Raw genomic sequence first — 14,691 nt, 5'->3', positions numbered from 1 at the left:
TGTCCTCGTCTCGTTGTTCGCCGCCCCGCTTCAGGGGGCGGTCGTCTCAGGCGGCCAGGCTGCGTGCCGCGGCCGGGCTGGCGCCGCGCAACCGGTCGATCAGGGCTTCGGGATCGGGGGGCGCGGCATGGCCGCGCCAGGCCACGTGCCAGTCGGGGCGCGAGAGGACGAGCGGGTGGTCGTAGCCCCCCGCTTTCGCCGCTGCCGGATCGAGGTCCAGCACCGTGAAGGGCATCCCGGCGCGCGCCGCCGCCGCTTCCAGCCCGCCCGCGTCCAGCGCCGGATCAAGGCGCAGGAGCGTGTAGCCCGGCCCCATGGCATCGAGCAGGGAACGGCCGTCGGGCAGCCGGACATGTGGTGTGCGGCAGCCCGGCACGGTGGAAGGCGTGAAGTCGTACATGGTGTAGGGCGGGGGTTCCGCGCCGTCATGCGCGATGACCGGGGAGTCCGGGTAGAAGTAGCCAAAGTTCAGCCCGCCGCAGCAGTACTGCTGGACGTTGAGGTCGTAGGCCTCCTGGCCGAGCTTCGCGCGTGCGGCATCGCCCTCCGGGCCGGGTTCCTCGATATTCGCGGGCACGCCGCCGCGCTGGCGCATCATCGCAAGGGCATGCCCCATGGCGAAGCGGGAGACCTGCTCCGTGATCGGGCGCCGCTCGGCCTCGTAGGCGTCGAGCATGCCCTCCTCCGCCCAGCCCTGGACCACGGCGGCGAGTTGCCATGAGAGGTTCACCGCGTCGGCGATGCCGGCATTCATCCCGTAGCCGGCATAGGGGATCCAGAGATGCGCCGCGTCGCCGCAGATGAAGGCGCGGCCCTGGCGGAAGCGGTCCGCGACGAGCCGGCGGCCGATCCAGTCCTCCTGGCTGATGACCTCGTAGCGGAAGTCCGGCCCGACGCCGAGGATGGTGCGGATGGCCCAGTCACGGTCCACGGAGTCGAACTCCGTCTCGTGCTCGTGCAGGTGGTTGTGGACCAGCCACTCCTCCTTCCCGTCGATGGCGACCACGGTGCCGGAGCGGCGGGGGTTGAGGGAGAGGAGCATCCAGGCGGGCCGCCCGATGCGGTCGATCAGGTCCGGGGCGCGGATGAGGGTGGACTGCACGCGCTGCACCACCGGCGTGCCCTCCAGCTTCGCGCCCATGGCCCGGCGGATGGTGGAGCGACCGCCATCGCAGCCGACGACGTAGCGGCAGGCGACCGTGAAGGAAGCGCCGCCGTCCAGCTCCTCCACCGTGGCACGGACGCCCACGTGGTCCTGCTCGAACCCCTCCACCGCGACACGGTTGAGCACGCGAATGCCGGGGGTGGCCGACATGTGCGCGAAGAGGACGGGCTCCAGGAAGGTCTGATTGATCCGGTGCGGCGGTTCCGGGGTGGGCCACCAGGTGTCCGGGCCGCCGGTGGCCGTGTAGCGGTCCCGGCGGCAGGGGATGGGGATGCGGGACAGCTCGATCCCGGTGGAGGTGGTGCGATAGGCGCAGTCGTTCGGGAAGTCCGCGGGCAGGCCCGTGTCCCGCACGGCCTGCGCCACGCCGAGGCGGCGGAAGACTTCCATTGAGCGGGCGGAGACGTGGTTGCACTTCACGTTGGGCGGCTCGCCCGGCGCCCGTCGCTCCGCGACGATCACCTTCACGCCCCGGGAGGCGAGATCCATTGCCAGTACCATGCCGACCGGCCCGCTGCCGACCACGAGCACGTCCGCGCGCATGTCCTGCGGCATCGTCCCCCCGAACCTTCTTGTCGTTCCTCTAAGGTCAGTACGATGACCTTATGGACGGCCTTTCGGCAAGGGGGTTCTGCCGCGCCGGTTCAGACGTCCACTTCCGCCTCGTCCATCTTGGAGGCATTCTCCTGGATGAAGCGGAAGCGCAGCTCCGGCTTGCGGCCCATCAGCGCCTCGATCAGCTCCGCCGTCTCGGCCCGGGCGTCCTGGGGCAGGACAACGCGCAGCAGGGTGCGCTTGGACCGGTCCATGGTGGTCTCCTTCAGGGAGGCGGGCGGCATCTCGCCCAGGCCCTTGAAGCGGGAAACCTCGACCTTCTGGTTCGGCTTGAACTCGCGCTTCAGGATCCGCTCCCGGTCCGCGTCGTCCCGCGCATAGACCGACTTGGCGCCGTGCTGAAGGCGATAGAGGGGCGGCTGCGCCAGGAAGACCTTGCCCTCCCGCACCAGGGCCGGAAGCTCCTTGTAGAAGAAGGTCATCAGCAGGGCGGCAATATGGGCGCCGTCCACATCCGCGTCCGTCATGACGATGATGCGACCGTAGCGCAGCTTCGAGAGATCGAAGCGCTCGCCGACGCCGCAGCCCAGCGCCTCCACCAAATCGCGCAGCTCCTGGTTGCCGCGAAGCTTCTCCGTGGAGGCGGAGGCGACGTTCAGGATCTTGCCCCGGAGCGGGAGGACGGCCTGCGTCGCGCGGTCCCGCGCCTGCTTGGCGGAGCCGCCGGCCGAGTCACCCTCCACCAGGAACAGTTCCGTGCTGGCGGCGTTCTCGCTGCTGCAATCCGCCAGCTTGCCCGGCAGGCGCAGCCGGCGCGTGGCGCTCTTGCGCGGCGTGTCCTTCTGCTCGCGCCGGCGGATACGGTCCTCGGCGCGCTCGATCGCCCAGGCCAGCAGGTTGTCGGCGGTGCGGGTATCGCCGGTCAGCCAGTGGTCGAAATGGTCGCGTAGCCCGTTCTCCACCAGGCGCGCGGCCTCGGGGGAGGTGAGCTTGTCCTTCGTCTGGCCCTGGAACTGCGGCTCGCGGATGAACACGGAGACGGTGCCAGCGAGGCCGCCGAACACGTCCTCCGCCGTCACGTTGCCCGCACGTTTTTCCTTCTTCAGCTCGCCATAGGCGCGCAGGCCCTTCACCAGGGCGTTGCGGAAGCCCGTCTCGTGCGTGCCGCCCTGGGGCGTGGGAATGGTGTTCGCGTAGGTGCTGAGGAAGGCCTCCCCACCCTCAAGCCAGGTGGCCGCCCACTCCGCCCGCCCGGCCCCGCCGGGGAAGGAGACCTCGCCCGTCCAGGGATTGGGAACCACGGTGGGTCGCCCGGCGATGGAGGCCGCGAGGTAATCGGCCAAGCCGCCCGGGAAGTGCAGCACCGCCTGGGAGGGGGTCTCATCCTTCACCAGGGCCGGGTCGCAGGACCAGCGGATCTCCACGCCCTTGTAGAGATAGGCCTTGGACCGGCAGAACCGATAAAGCCGGGCCGCCAGGAAGTGCTGCTTGCCGAAAATCTCGGGGTCCGGCTTGAAGCGGATGGTGGTGCCGCGGCGGTTCTGGACCGGGCCGGCATTCTTCAGCTTCGCCAGCGGCTTTCCGCGCGAATAGGCCTGGGTGAAAAGGGTGCGGTCGCGCGCGACCTCCACCTCCATCTGCTCGGAGAGGGCATTCACGACCGATGAGCCGACGCCGTGCAGGCCGCCCGAGGTGTCGTAGGCCTTGCCCGAGAACTTGCCGCCGGAATGGAGGGTGGTGAGGATCACCTCCAGCGCGGAAAGCTTCGGGAACTTGGGATGCGGGTCTACGGGGATGCCGCGGCCGTTGTCCCGCACCGTCAACCAGTTGTCGGCTTCCAGCGTCACCTCGATGCGGTCGGCATGGCCGGCCACCGCCTCGTCCATGGCGTTGTCGATGACCTCGGACGCCAGGTGGTGAAGGGCGTTCTCGTCCGTGCCGCCGATATACATGCCGGGGCGGCGGCGGACGGGCTCAAGCCCCTCCAGCACCTCGATGTCGGCCGCGGAATAACTCTGCTGGGCCGGACCCTTGGGGGCGCGGCCACCGAATAGATCGTTCATGTCTTGTTCTGGGTCCCTGGCCCAACCTAGCCCGGCCGGGGCCCAAAAAGCAACCGCCCCGGGCCTCTCGGCGCCGGGGCGGCAGACCAGCGGCTTCTCGGCCGAAGGTCAGTCCTTGCCCTGGAGGTGGGCCTCGATCATCCAAAGCATCTTGTCGACCTCACGAGAGACCTGGGTCAGCAGGTCCGAGGTGTCGGCATCGCCGGCCTCGTCAGTGGCGTCGATCCCCTCGCGGAGCTCCTTCGCCATCTGGGCGTAGCGGTCGGCAAGGGCCGCGCAATGCTCCAGGCCGTCCAGCAGCTTGTTGTCATAGCGCTCGATCCGCTTGGTGGCGCCGATCGTCTCGGTGGTGCCGTCGGGGATGCCGCCGAGCTGCACCGCGCGCTCCGCGATCTCGTCCGTCTGCTCGTTCAGGATCGCGTAGAAGCTCTCGAACATTTTGTGCAGGCCGTAGAAGTGGCTGCCCTTGACGTTCCAGTGCGCCTGCTTGGTGGAGTTCGTCAGGTCCGCCATGTCAACGAGGCAGGCCTGAAGCACGCCGATCGAAACGGCCTTGCCGTTGCTGGGGGTATCGTTACGGGTAGGGATCTTGCCGGGAACCTTGCCGGGTTCGGTCTTGGTCGCCACTGGAGGCTCCTTTTCTCGAGTCCGATAGACGGGATCCATGATGGGGTGGATGCCGCCCTCGGCAACCCGAATGCGCGGCGCGGGGGAAGGTTTCTAGGACGATGCTGCCCTCATCGCAGCGCATGCCCGGCAAATGACACCGTGCTAATCTTCAGGGCCACGCCCCGGCACGGGGTGGGACGGAGGAGATGGGCATGACAACAAATCGCAGGACTGTGCTGGGCGCGGCGTTGCCGCTCGGCGCGGCGGGGCTGGTGGGGGCGACGGCGGGAGCGGAGGCGCAGGTCGCGGCCGGCCCGCGCACCCTGTTCGAGCTGCCGCGGATCACCGTCCCGGTGGTGGGCAGCGAGGCGGCCTTTCCCGTGCGGCGGATCTACTGCATCGGCCGCAACTACGCCGCCCACGCCCGGGAAATGGGAAGCGACCCGACGCGGGAGCCGCCCTTCTTCTTCCAGAAGCCGACCGACGCCATCCAGTTCGTCACCCCCGGAACGGTGGCGGACCATCCCTATCCGTCGCTGACGAAGAACTACCACTACGAGGTGGAGCTGGTGGCGGCACTGAAGTCCGGGGGGCGGAACATCCCGGCCGAAGCCGCGCTGGAGCACGTTTATGGCTATGCGCTGGGCCTGGACATGACCCGGCGCGACCTGCAGCGGGGCATGGGCGACCAGAAGAAGCCCTGGGAGATCGGGAAGGCATTCGACAATTCGGCGCCGATCGGGCCGATCCATCCCGTGGCCGGCACGGGGCACTTCACCAAGGGCGCCATCTCGCTCGCGGTGAATGGTCAGGTGAAGCAGAGCGCCGACCTGTCCATGATGATCTGGAGCGTGGCGGAGCAGATCGCCAACCTGTCCCAGGCCTTCGAACTGAAGGCGGGGGACATCATCTACTCCGGCACGCCGGAGAATGTCGGGCCGGTGGTGCCGGGCGACGTGATCCTCTGCAAGATCGAAGGGCTGCCGGACCTCTCCGTGCGGATCACGCCGGCGCGGGCCTGAGGGAACGAGCGGGAACGAGGGCGGGCCGGGGTTCGCCCCGGCCCCCGTCAGACCGGAAGCTGCACGAAGCGCTCCGCCTCCGGTGCCGAGCCGGCTTCCTGGAAGGCCGCGGCGGCGGCGAGGGTTGCGTGGTCCTGCTCGGAGAGACGGGACTGTTCCCGCAGGTGGTCCGTCCAGGATCGGACGGCCCAGAGCTCCACGTACCGCTCGGGATGGGCCACGTCCTCGTAGAGGCGCCAGACGATGGCGCCCGCGCGCAGGCGGACGCCGCGCACTTCCGCCATCGCCGCCAGGAAGGCCGCGCGTGAGGCGGCAGGGACGTTGTAGCGGACGGATTCCAGGAGCCGCGCCTCGTCTGTCGCGAGGCTCGGCAGGAGTTCGGGCGCAGGCGCTTCCGGCACTGGCTCGGCTGGAAGCGGAGCGACGGGGGGCGGGGGCGCGGCCTCCATGGGGAGGCGGCGCGTGGCGAAGGCGAGGGCGATGCCGAGGCAGCCGGAGGCAATGAGGGTGGTGGGCACGCCGACCAGCGCCGCGCCGATGCCGCCGCAGGCAGAACCGAGCGCCATGGCCCCGAAAGTGGCGACCTGGAACAGGCCGATAGCCCGCGCCCGCACCCAGGGCCGCGCGGCGAGCTGCGCCGCTGCGCCGAGGCTGGAGGTCATGCCAAGCCAGGAGGCGCCGTAGAAGAGCATGGCGAGCCCTGCGGGCAGCCAGTGGGAGGAGAGGCCGAGCGCGATCATCGCGAGGCCTACGCCGCAGGCGCAGACGACGACCGTCCGGGAATTCGAGAGTCGGCGGCGCAGGGCCGGCAGGAAGAACCCGGCCGTGACGGCCCCCACGCCCATCGCGCCGAGCATCATGCCGTAGGCCCCAGGCCCCAGGCCGAGGCGGTAGCGCACCAGCACGGGCATCAGGCCCCAGACCGCCGTGCCGGCGAAAAAGCAGGCAGTCGCACGCAGGATGATGCCGCGCATGACGGGGCTGGCCACCACGTAGCGCAGCCCGCTGCCGATGGCGTCCATCAGGCCTTCCCGCGGGGCCAGCTCCTTCTCCGGCGCGCGCCGCCAGAGGAGGAGGGCGATGGTGAGGTAGAGGAAGCAGGTGGCGTTGAGGGCGAAGGCCACCTCCGCGCCCGCCCAGCCCAGGACGAGACCGCCGAGCGCCGGCCCGAGGGCGCGGGCGAGGTTGAAGCCCATCGCGTTGAGGACGATCGCCTGGACCAGGTCCTCCCGCCGGACGAGTTCCGGCGTGGTGGCGCCGAAGGTCGGGAAGTTCACCGCCGCGCCCATGCCGATGCAGAAGGTCAGCGCCAGCAGGCCCCAGGGACCCAGCGTCCCCGTGGCCGTGAGGAGGCAGAGGATCAGGGCGGTCGCGAGGATCCAGATCTGCGTGAGGATGAGGAAGCGGCGTCGGTCCATGATGTCCGCCAGCGCCCCCGCCGGCAGGGCGAGGAGGAAAACCGGCAGCATGGAGGCTACCTGCACCAGGCTGACCATGAGCGGGGAGGTGGTGAGGGAGGTCATCAGCCACCCCGCCCCCGTGTTCTGCACCCAGCCGCCGATGTTGCTGATCGTGGTCGCGATCCAGAGCATCCGGAAGGCGGGGTTCCGGAAGGGGACGAAGGCAGCGGGGGCGGGCATCGGCACCTGATGGAAGGGCGGGTGGTTTCCTGCCCGTCATGGATCGGTAAGGCAAGGCCGGGTTGCGCGCTTGTACGGTGCGGCAGGGCGGGCCGGGTGCTATGGGCCTTGCCCATGCTGAAGCGCTTCTTCGCCTACTACCGCCCCCACCGGCGGCTGTTCCTGCTGGACTTCGGCTGTGCCGTGCTCTCGGGCGTGCTGGAGCTCGGCTTTCCCATCGCCGTGAAGGTCTTTGTGGACCGGCTGCTTCCCGGCCAGGACTCGGTGATGATCGCCCTGGCCGCGGCGGGGCTGCTGGCCGTCTACCTGCTGAATGCCGGGCTGATGGCGGTGGTGACCTACTGGGGCCACATGCTCGGCATTAACATCGAGACGGAGATGCGGCGGCGCGCCTTCGCGCACCTGCAGAAGCTCTCCTTCTCCTATTTCGACAACAACAAGACCGGGCACATCGTGGGCCGGCTGACGAAGGACCTGGAGGAGATCGGGGAGGTGGCCCATCACGGGCCGGAGGACCTGTTCATCGCGGTGATGACCTTCCTCGGCGCCTTCGCCCTGATGACCACGGTGAACCTGCAGCTGGCGCTGATCACGGCGGCGATCGTGCCGCTCACGGGCTGGCTGACGGCGCGGTTCGGCGGCCGGATGGCGCGGAACTTCCGGGCGATGTTCGGCCGCGTCGGCGACTTCAACGCGCGTATCGAGGAGAATGTGGGCGGGATCCGCGTGGTGCAGGCCTTCGCGAACGAGGAGCACGAAAAGCGGCTCTTTGCCCGGGACAACGCGGCCTATCGCGCGACGAAGCTTGAGGCCTACCGGCTGATGGCCGCCAGCGGCTCGCTCTCCTACATGTCCATGCGGCTGACGCAGCTGGTGGTGATGGTCGCCGGCAGCCTTTTCGTCATGCGCGGGGAGCTCTCCGCGGGCGGGTTCGTCGGCTTCCTGCTGCTGGTGGGCGTGTTCTTCCGGCCGGTGGAGAAGATCAACTCCGTCATCGAGACCTACCCGAAGGGAATCGCGGGTTTCCGCCGCTACACGGAGCTGCTGGACACGGCGCCCGACATCGTGGACGCGCCGGGCGCGCGGGACGTGTCCGGACTGACCGGCGAGATCCGCTACGAGGGCGTGCGTTTCGCCTACGCCGATGGCCGGCCGGTGCTGGACGGGATCGACCTGCATATCCGCACCGGGGAGACGGTGGCCTTCGTCGGTCCGTCCGGCGCGGGGAAGACCACCCTCTGCTCCCTGCTGCCGCGCTTCTACGAGGTGGCGGGCGGGCGGATCACGGTGGATGGGATCGACATCCGCGACATGACCCTCGCCTCCCTGCGCGGGCAGATCGGGATCGTGCAGCAGGACGTGTTCCTCTTCGGCGGCACGATCCGGGAGAATATCGCCTATGGCCGCCTCGGCGCGAGCGAGGCGGAGATCCTGGAGGCGGCGCGGCGTGCGCGGCTGGACGGGGTGATCGAGGCCCTGCCAGAAGGGCTGGATACCGTGATCGGGGAACGGGGGGTGAAGCTCTCCGGCGGGCAGAAGCAGCGGCTGGCGATCGCGCGCATCTTCCTCAAGAACCCGCCAATCCTGATCCTGGACGAGGCGACCTCCGCGCTCGACACGGAGACGGAGCGGGCGATCCAGGAATCCCTGCGGGAACTGTCCGAAGGCCGGACGAGCTTGGTGATCGCGCACCGGCTGGCGACGATCCGGGACGCGGACCGGATCGTGGTGGTGGATCACGGCCGGGTGGTCGAGCAGGGGCGGCACGGGGAATTGCTCGGCCGGGGTGGGGTCTATTCCCGTCTGGCTTCGGTCCAGCGCGCCGGTTGATTTCCGGCCGGGCGGTCTGTCAGGCTCGCCCCATGGCCCAACGCATCGCCACCTATGCCGAGTTCTGGCCCTACTACCTCCGGGAGCACGCGGACCCGGTGACGCGGCGGGTTCACGTCCTCGGCACGGTGCTGGGGGCGGGGCTGTTCCTGGTGGGCCTGCTGACGGGCCGGTGGTGGCTGATGCTGGCGGGCGTCGTGAGCGGATATCTTTTCGCCTGGGTCAGCCACATGACGATCGAGCGGAACCGGCCGGCGACCTTCACCTACCCGCTCTGGTCCCTTGGCTCGGATCTCCGGATGGCCGGGCTGTACCTGACGGGCCGGCTCGATGAGGAATTGCGGCGGGCCGGCATTCGCTGACGGCAGCGCCGCTCCCCGGAGCGGTCAGGCCTCCAGCAGGAATTCCACCACGGCGCGGTTGAAGGGCTCCGGCTGCTCAACGGTCGAGGCATGGCCGCCGGTCTCGGTCAGCCAGAGGCGGGCGTTCGGCAGACCCTCCGCCAGCTTCTGCGAGGCGGTCCAGGGCACGAGCAGGTCGTCCTTCGCCGCGACGACGAGGGCCGGTGCCATGATGTCGGCGAGGTCGGCGCGGGAGTCGAAGGCGCGAAGGGCGCCAATGCGGCGCAGCAGGTTCTCCTCGCCCTGGAAATGCGCCGTGCCGTGGGCGATCTCGGCATCCAGCTTCTCATAGTGCTCCGCCATGTACGGGGCGGTGTGCAGGAAGAGTGGCTGGGCGGCGACGTAGGCTGCCGGGCCCTGGGATTTCAGGATGCCGATGCGGATCTCGAAGCACCGCTCGGAATGGCGCTCCACCTTCGCCCAGGCGTTGACCGGCACGAGGCAGTTCAGGCGCGCCGGGTGGCGGCGGGCAATCTCCAGGCCGACGAGGCCGCCGAGGGCATGGCCCAGGAAATGGGCGCGCTCGATCCCTGCCTCGTCCAGCACATCCACGACATCGTCGGCCATATGGGCGATGGAGTAGCCCTCCGGCAGCGCTTCCGCGTTGCGGCCGGTGCCGCGCTGATCGAAGGACACAACGCGGAAATGTTCTTCCAGGGCCGCCATCTGCGGCTTCCAGAAGGCGGCCGCGCCGCCGAGCCCGGCGGAGAGAACCACGGCCTCCGCGCCGGGCTTGCCCGTGATCTCGTACTTCACTTGGCGATGTGCGCGACGGTCGCGATCTCGACGAGGGCGTCCGGCTTCACCAGCCCGCACTGGATGCAGTAGCGCGCCGGCTTGTCGCCCGGGAAGTACTCGGCATAGACGGCATTGACGGCACCGTAGTTCGCCCAGTCCGTGACGAAGATGTGGTTCATCGTTACGTCCGCCATGGTGCCGCCGGCGGCCTCCACCACGGACTTGATCAGCTCCAGCACGTGGCGCGTCTGCGCCGCGGCGTCGCCGACATGGACGACGTTGTTGTCCTTGTCGAAGGGCAGGGTGCCGGAGACGTAGAGAACGCCGTCCGCCATCGCACCGGGGGAGAAGGGGGCGATCGGCTTGCCGGAACCGGCGGGGATCACGGGTGTCATGGGCATGCGGCGGGGCTCCCTGTGCTGCAATCGGGGGTGTCAGTCGGCGCGGATGCCGGTTGCGCGGATGGTGGCGCCCATGCGCGCGGATTCCTCCGCGATGAAGCGGCCGAACTCGGCACCGGGCAAGGGGCGGGGAAGGCTGCCCGTCTCCAGGATGCGGGCGTTCACGGCCGGGTCGTTCACGGCGGCGACCGTGGCCGCCTCCAGCTTCGCCGCCCGGTCGGGGGGCACGCCGCGCGGAGCGAAGAGGCCGAACCAGCCGACGGAGACGAGGTCCACGCCCGCCTCCTTCAGTGTCGGCACCTCGGGGAAAGCGGGGACGCGCTCGGCGCTCGTGACCGCGAGCGCCTTCATGCGGCCGCCCTTCACGAGCCCGGCCGCGGCGGAGATGGTCTGGAACATCACCTCCACCCGGCCGGACATGACGTCGGAATTGGCAGCGGCGGTCTCGCGATAGGGGACGTGTGTCATGTCCAGCCCGGCGGCGAGGGCGAACTGCGCGCCCGCCAGGTGCAGGGAGGTGCCGTTGCCGATGGAGGCGTAGTGCGCGGCCTTGCCCTTCGCCAGCGCGACGAACTCCGCCACGCTCCGCACGGGAAGGTCGTTCGAGACGACCATGATGTTCGGCACCACGGCGAGCATCGCGAGCGGCGTGAAGTCACGGTCCGGGTCATAGGGAAGGCTGGGATAGAGGAAGCGGTTCACGGCATAGGGTAGGCCGTTGAGGAGGATGCTGTGCCCGTCCCGCTCCGCCTGGGCGGCGAGGGCAGTGCCGATATTGCCGCCGGCGCCAGTGCGGTTCTCGATCTGGATCGGCTGCCCGAGGGTTTTCGCCATGGGGTCCGCCGCCACGCGTCCGAGGAAGTCCGCCGCGCCGCCCGGTGGGAAGGGGACGATCATCCGGATCGGACGGTCGGGGAAGGACTGCGCCCGCGCAGACGCCGGCAGGAGCAGGGCGGGGCTGGCGAGGAGGGCGCGCCGGGTCGGCTGCGGCAATGGGTTCGTCCTTGCGCGGGGATTACGGTGCAGCAATCCCCATGCCAGCGGATCAGGTCAGGGCGAACATCACCGCGGACAGGAGGGCGAGCAGCCAGACCGCGCCATGCACCTCCGCCGCCCGGCCCGCGATGAGCTTGAGCAGGGCGTAGACGATGAAGGCGATGCCGATGCCCGCGCCGATGGAGAAGGTGAAGGGCATGGCCATCGCCCCGAGGATGGCGGGCAGGTAGTCCGTCATGTCGCCCCAGTTCAGGTCCCTCAGCGACTGGGCCATGAGGCAGGACACGAAGACGAGCGCGGGCGCCGTCGCGAAGGCGGGAACGGCGGCGGCCAGGGGCGCCAGGAACAGGGCTGCGAGGAAGAGAATCCCGACCGTCACGGCGGTCAGCCCCGTGCGCCCGCCGGCCTGGATGCCGGCCGCGCTCTCGATGTAGCTGACCGTGGGGGAGGTGCCGAGGGCGGCCCCGATCATCGCGCCCCCGCTATCCGCGACCAGCGCGCGGCCGAGGCGCGGCACGGAGCCGTCCGGCCGCATCAGCCCGGCGCGATGCGTTGTGGCGATCAGCGTTCCCGCGTTGTTCAGCAGGTCCGCCACGAAGAAGGTGAAGACGATGCTCGCCGCGCCGAGCGTGAAAGCGCCCGCGAGGTCCATCTGCAGCAGCGTGGGCGCGATGGAGGGCGGGGCGGAGACGATGCCGTTAAAGCGGGTGAGGCCGAAGGGGATGCCGGCCAGGGCGGTCGCGAGGATGCCGATGACGATGGCGCCGGGCACGCGGCGCGCGGCGAGCGCGGCGATCAGGACAAAGCCCGCCGAGCCGATCAGCACCGGGGCGGAGCCGATCCGGCCCTGGCCGACCAGCGTGGCGGGATGGTCCACCACCAGCCCGAGATTCTGCAGCCCGATCAGCCCCAGCAGCAGCCCGATTCCCGCGGCGATGCCGAGCTTGAGTGAGAGCGGGATCCCGTTGATCAGCCATTCCCGAAGGCCGGAGAGCGAGACGATCAGGAACAGCACGCCGGAGAGGAAGACGGCCCCGAGGGCGACCTGCCAGGACACGCCCATGCCGCCCACCACCGCAAAGGCGAAGAAGGAGTTGACCCCCATGCCGGGCGCCAGCGCGATCGGGAAATTCGCCAGGAGGCCCATCAGGAAGCAGCCGATCGCGGCCGCCAGGCAGGTGGCGACGAAGGCCGCCCCGGCATCGATCCCCGCGGCCGCGAGGACCTGCGGGTTGACGACGATAATATAGGCCATGGCCAGGAAGGTGGTGAGGCCCGCCAACAGCTCCGTCCGGGCCGTCGTGCCATTCTCCGTCAGCCGGAAAAGACGTTCCATGCGCCCTGATCCCCTCGACTCCGCCCGGCAGGGAAACAGGCCTTGTGCGGTGCCGCAACGGGTCACCATCCTGCGCCGGCCCCCTGGCGCGGGGCAATGAATCTGCTATGTCAGTCTGAACGCCGTCCGGGAGAGCAAAATGTCCGATCCGAACCTGCCCCCTGAGTCCCTGGAGCCCGGGCCGGTCGAGGCCGGGCCGCAGCGCAAGTCGGTGGAGGAACTTCGCTCTCGCCGCTGGTTCGGCCCGGCCGACCTGCGGAGCTTCGGCCACCGGTCCCGCGCCATGCAGATGGGCTACGCGCCGGAGGAGTGGACGGGCAAGCCGGTCATCGCGATCGTCAACACCTGGTCCGACCTGCAGCCCTGCCATTCCCACTTCAAGACGCGCGTGGACGACGTGAAGCGCGGCATCCTGATGGCGGGCGGGTTTCCCGTGGAGCTTCCGGCGCTCTCCGTCTCCGAAAGCTTCGTGAAGCCGACCACGATGATGTACCGCAACATGCTGGCCATGGAGACGGAGGAGCTGCTGCGCTCCCACCCCGTGGATGGCGTGGTGCTGATGGGCGGCTGCGACAAGACGACACCGGGGCTGCTGCTCGGCGCCACCAGCATGAACATCCCCGCCATCTTCTTCCCCGCCGGGCCGATGCTGCGCGGCAACTGGCAGGGCAAGGTGCTCGGCTCCGGCTCCGACAGCTGGAAGTACTGGGACGAGCTGCGGGCCGGGAAGATCACGGACCAGGACTGGCTGGGCGTGGAGGGCGGCATCGCCCGCTCCTATGGCACCTGCATGACCATGGGCACGGCGAGCACCATGACGGCCATCGCGGAGGCGGTGGGCATGGTGCTGCCGGGCGGCTCCTCCATCCCCGCGGCCGATGCCGGGCACATCCGGCTGGCAAGCGAGAGCGGGCGGCGGATCGTGGAGATGGTCTGGGAGGATCTGACGCCGCAGAAGATCCAGTCCAAGGCCGCCTTCGGCAATGCCATCGCGGTGGCCATGGCCATGGGCTGCTCGACCAACGCCATCATCCACCTGATCGCCATGGCGCGGCGCGCCGGGCAGGATGTGGGGCTGGACGACTTCGAGCGGTATTCCCGCCGCGTGCCGGTGATCGGCAACGTGCGTCCCTCCGGCAACCAGTACCTTATGGAGGACTTCTTCTACGCCGGCGGCATCCGCGCGCTGATGGGCAACATCCGCGAGCACCTGGACCTGTCCTGCCTCACCGTCACGGGTAAGACGGTTGGCGAGAACATCGAGGGCGCGCGGGTCTACAACGACGACGTGATCCGCAGCACCGCGAACCCGATCTACGGGGAGGGCTCGCTCGCGGTGCTGAAGGGGAACCTCGCCCCCGATGGCTGCGTCATCAAGCCCGCGGCGATGGACCAGCGCTTCCTGAAGCATTCCGGACCTGCGGTGGTCTTCGACGACTACCCCTCCATGAAGAAGGCGGTGGACGACGAGAGCTACCCCTTCACGCCGGACACGGTGATGGTGCTGCGCAACGCGGGGCCGCAGGGCGGGCCGGGCATGCCGGAATGGGGCATGCTGCCGATGCCGAAGAAGCTGCTGAAGATGGGCCTGCGCGACATGATGCGCATGTCCGATGCGCGCATGTCCGGCACCTCCTACGGCGCCTGCGTGCTGCATGTCTCGCCCGAGAGCTATATCGGCGGGCCGCTGGCGCTCCTGAAGACCGGCGACATCGTCACGGTGGACGTGGATGCGCGGACCATCAACATGGAAGTCTCCGAGGAGGAGCTGGCCGCGCGCCGCGCCGCCTGGAAGGCGCCGGAGCCGCGCTTCGAGCGGGGATACGGCTACATGTTCACCAAGCACATCCAGCAGGCGAACGAGGGCTGCGACTTCGACTTCCTGCGCACGGAGTTCGGCGCCCCCGTGCCCGAGCCCGTGATCTACTGAAGATG

At 69.4% G+C, this 14,691-nt stretch carries 12 protein-coding genes; 4 read left to right on the top strand and 8 right to left on the bottom strand.

The genetic code is table 11. From position 1 onward, the window contains the following. Positions 1-46: 46 nt before the first annotated feature. From J5Y10_RS06295 to dps, 3 genes are all read right to left on the bottom strand, one after another. Positions 47-1,720, bottom strand: coding sequence for an FAD-dependent oxidoreductase (locus tag J5Y10_RS06295; RefSeq protein ID WP_209371920.1), 1,674 nt, complete (start codon positions 1,718-1,720; stop codon positions 47-49). 89 nt (positions 1,721-1,809) lie between these two features. Continuing rightward, entirely contained in the window at positions 1,810-3,783 is a 1,974-nt protein-coding gene (gene parE / locus J5Y10_RS06290) for a DNA topoisomerase IV subunit B (RefSeq protein WP_209371918.1), read from the bottom strand. Between the two features lie 108 nt (positions 3,784-3,891). After that, positions 3,892-4,410, bottom strand: coding sequence for a DNA starvation/stationary phase protection protein Dps (gene dps / locus J5Y10_RS06285; RefSeq protein ID WP_342452853.1), 519 nt, complete (start codon positions 4,408-4,410; stop codon positions 3,892-3,894). A 194-nt stretch (positions 4,411-4,604) separates the two neighbouring features. Here dps and J5Y10_RS06280 point away from each other — a divergent pair, with 194 nt between their 5' ends. Next, entirely contained in the window at positions 4,605-5,414 is an 810-nt protein-coding gene (locus J5Y10_RS06280; RefSeq protein ID WP_209371914.1) for a fumarylacetoacetate hydrolase family protein, read from the top strand. 47 nt (positions 5,415-5,461) lie between these two features. On the opposite strand, the gene J5Y10_RS06275 is transcribed toward J5Y10_RS06280, so the two are convergent. Further along, positions 5,462-7,054, bottom strand: a complete 1,593-nt coding sequence (locus J5Y10_RS06275) for an MFS transporter (protein WP_209371913.1) — start codon at positions 7,052-7,054, stop codon at positions 5,462-5,464. 114 nt (positions 7,055-7,168) lie between these two features. Between J5Y10_RS06275 and J5Y10_RS06270 the strand changes: the two genes are divergently transcribed. Both J5Y10_RS06270 and J5Y10_RS06265 read left to right on the top strand, forming a co-directional pair. Further along, a complete protein-coding gene (locus J5Y10_RS06270; protein ID WP_209371912.1) occupies positions 7,169-8,884 on the top strand; it encodes an ABC transporter ATP-binding protein in 1,716 nt (571 codons plus the stop codon). A 32-nt stretch (positions 8,885-8,916) separates the two neighbouring features. Next, positions 8,917-9,246, top strand: a complete 330-nt coding sequence (locus tag J5Y10_RS06265; RefSeq protein ID WP_209371911.1) for an Mpo1-like protein — start codon at positions 8,917-8,919, stop codon at positions 9,244-9,246. 24 nt (positions 9,247-9,270) lie between these two features. Here the strand turns inward: J5Y10_RS06265 and rutD are convergent, their stop codons facing one another. Genes rutD through J5Y10_RS06245 form a run of 4 tightly spaced genes read right to left on the bottom strand, consistent with a single transcriptional unit; the run spans position 9,271 to position 12,756 of the window. After that, complete coding sequence (gene rutD, locus J5Y10_RS06260) at positions 9,271-10,041, bottom strand: pyrimidine utilization protein D (protein ID WP_209371910.1); 771 nt, start codon at positions 10,039-10,041, stop codon at positions 9,271-9,273. Then, positions 10,038-10,424, bottom strand: a complete 387-nt coding sequence (gene rutC, locus J5Y10_RS06255; protein ID WP_209371909.1) for a pyrimidine utilization protein C — start codon at positions 10,422-10,424, stop codon at positions 10,038-10,040. The genes rutD and rutC overlap by 4 nt, the downstream gene beginning before the upstream one ends. A 33-nt stretch (positions 10,425-10,457) precedes the next feature. Then, positions 10,458-11,417 (bottom strand): Bug family tripartite tricarboxylate transporter substrate binding protein, encoded by a 960-nt coding sequence (locus J5Y10_RS06250; RefSeq protein ID WP_209371908.1) that lies wholly within the window; start codon positions 11,415-11,417, stop codon positions 10,458-10,460. Positions 11,418-11,469: 52 nt separating this feature from the next. After that, positions 11,470-12,756 (bottom strand): NCS2 family permease, encoded by a 1,287-nt coding sequence (locus J5Y10_RS06245; protein WP_209371907.1) that lies wholly within the window; start codon positions 12,754-12,756, stop codon positions 11,470-11,472. A gap of 139 nt (positions 12,757-12,895) precedes the next feature. On the opposite strand from J5Y10_RS06245, the gene araD reads away from it, so the two are divergent. Next, positions 12,896-14,686 (top strand): L-arabinonate dehydratase, encoded by a 1,791-nt coding sequence (gene araD, locus J5Y10_RS06240; protein WP_209371905.1) that lies wholly within the window; start codon positions 12,896-12,898, stop codon positions 14,684-14,686. Positions 14,687-14,691: the final 5 nt, after the last annotated feature.

Source organism: Roseomonas indoligenes (genome assembly GCF_017813365.1).
GTDB classification, from domain to species: domain Bacteria; phylum Pseudomonadota; class Alphaproteobacteria; order Acetobacterales; family Acetobacteraceae; genus Roseomonas; species Roseomonas indoligenes.
This window is presented reverse-complemented; position numbering and strand designations above follow the sequence as displayed.

Coding starts and splice junctions, on each gene's coding strand:
- J5Y10_RS06295 (WP_209371920.1), bottom strand. CDS start 1,720: ATGCCGCAGGACATGCGCGCGGACGTGCTCGTGGTCGGCAGCGGGCCG.
- parE (WP_209371918.1), bottom strand. CDS start 3,783: ATGAACGATCTATTCGGTGGCCGCGCCCCCAAGGGTCCGGCCCAGCAG.
- J5Y10_RS06280 (WP_209371914.1), top strand. CDS start 4,605: ATGACAACAAATCGCAGGACTGTGCTGGGCGCGGCGTTGCCGCTCGGC.
- J5Y10_RS06275 (WP_209371913.1), bottom strand. CDS start 7,054: ATGCCCGCCCCCGCTGCCTTCGTCCCCTTCCGGAACCCCGCCTTCCGG.
- J5Y10_RS06270 (WP_209371912.1), top strand. CDS start 7,169: ATGCTGAAGCGCTTCTTCGCCTACTACCGCCCCCACCGGCGGCTGTTC.
- J5Y10_RS06265 (WP_209371911.1), top strand. CDS start 8,917: ATGGCCCAACGCATCGCCACCTATGCCGAGTTCTGGCCCTACTACCTC.
- rutC (WP_209371909.1), bottom strand. CDS start 10,424: ATGCCCATGACACCCGTGATCCCCGCCGGTTCCGGCAAGCCGATCGCC.
- J5Y10_RS06245 (WP_209371907.1), bottom strand. CDS start 12,756: ATGGAACGTCTTTTCCGGCTGACGGAGAATGGCACGACGGCCCGGACG.
- araD (WP_209371905.1), top strand. CDS start 12,896: ATGTCCGATCCGAACCTGCCCCCTGAGTCCCTGGAGCCCGGGCCGGTC.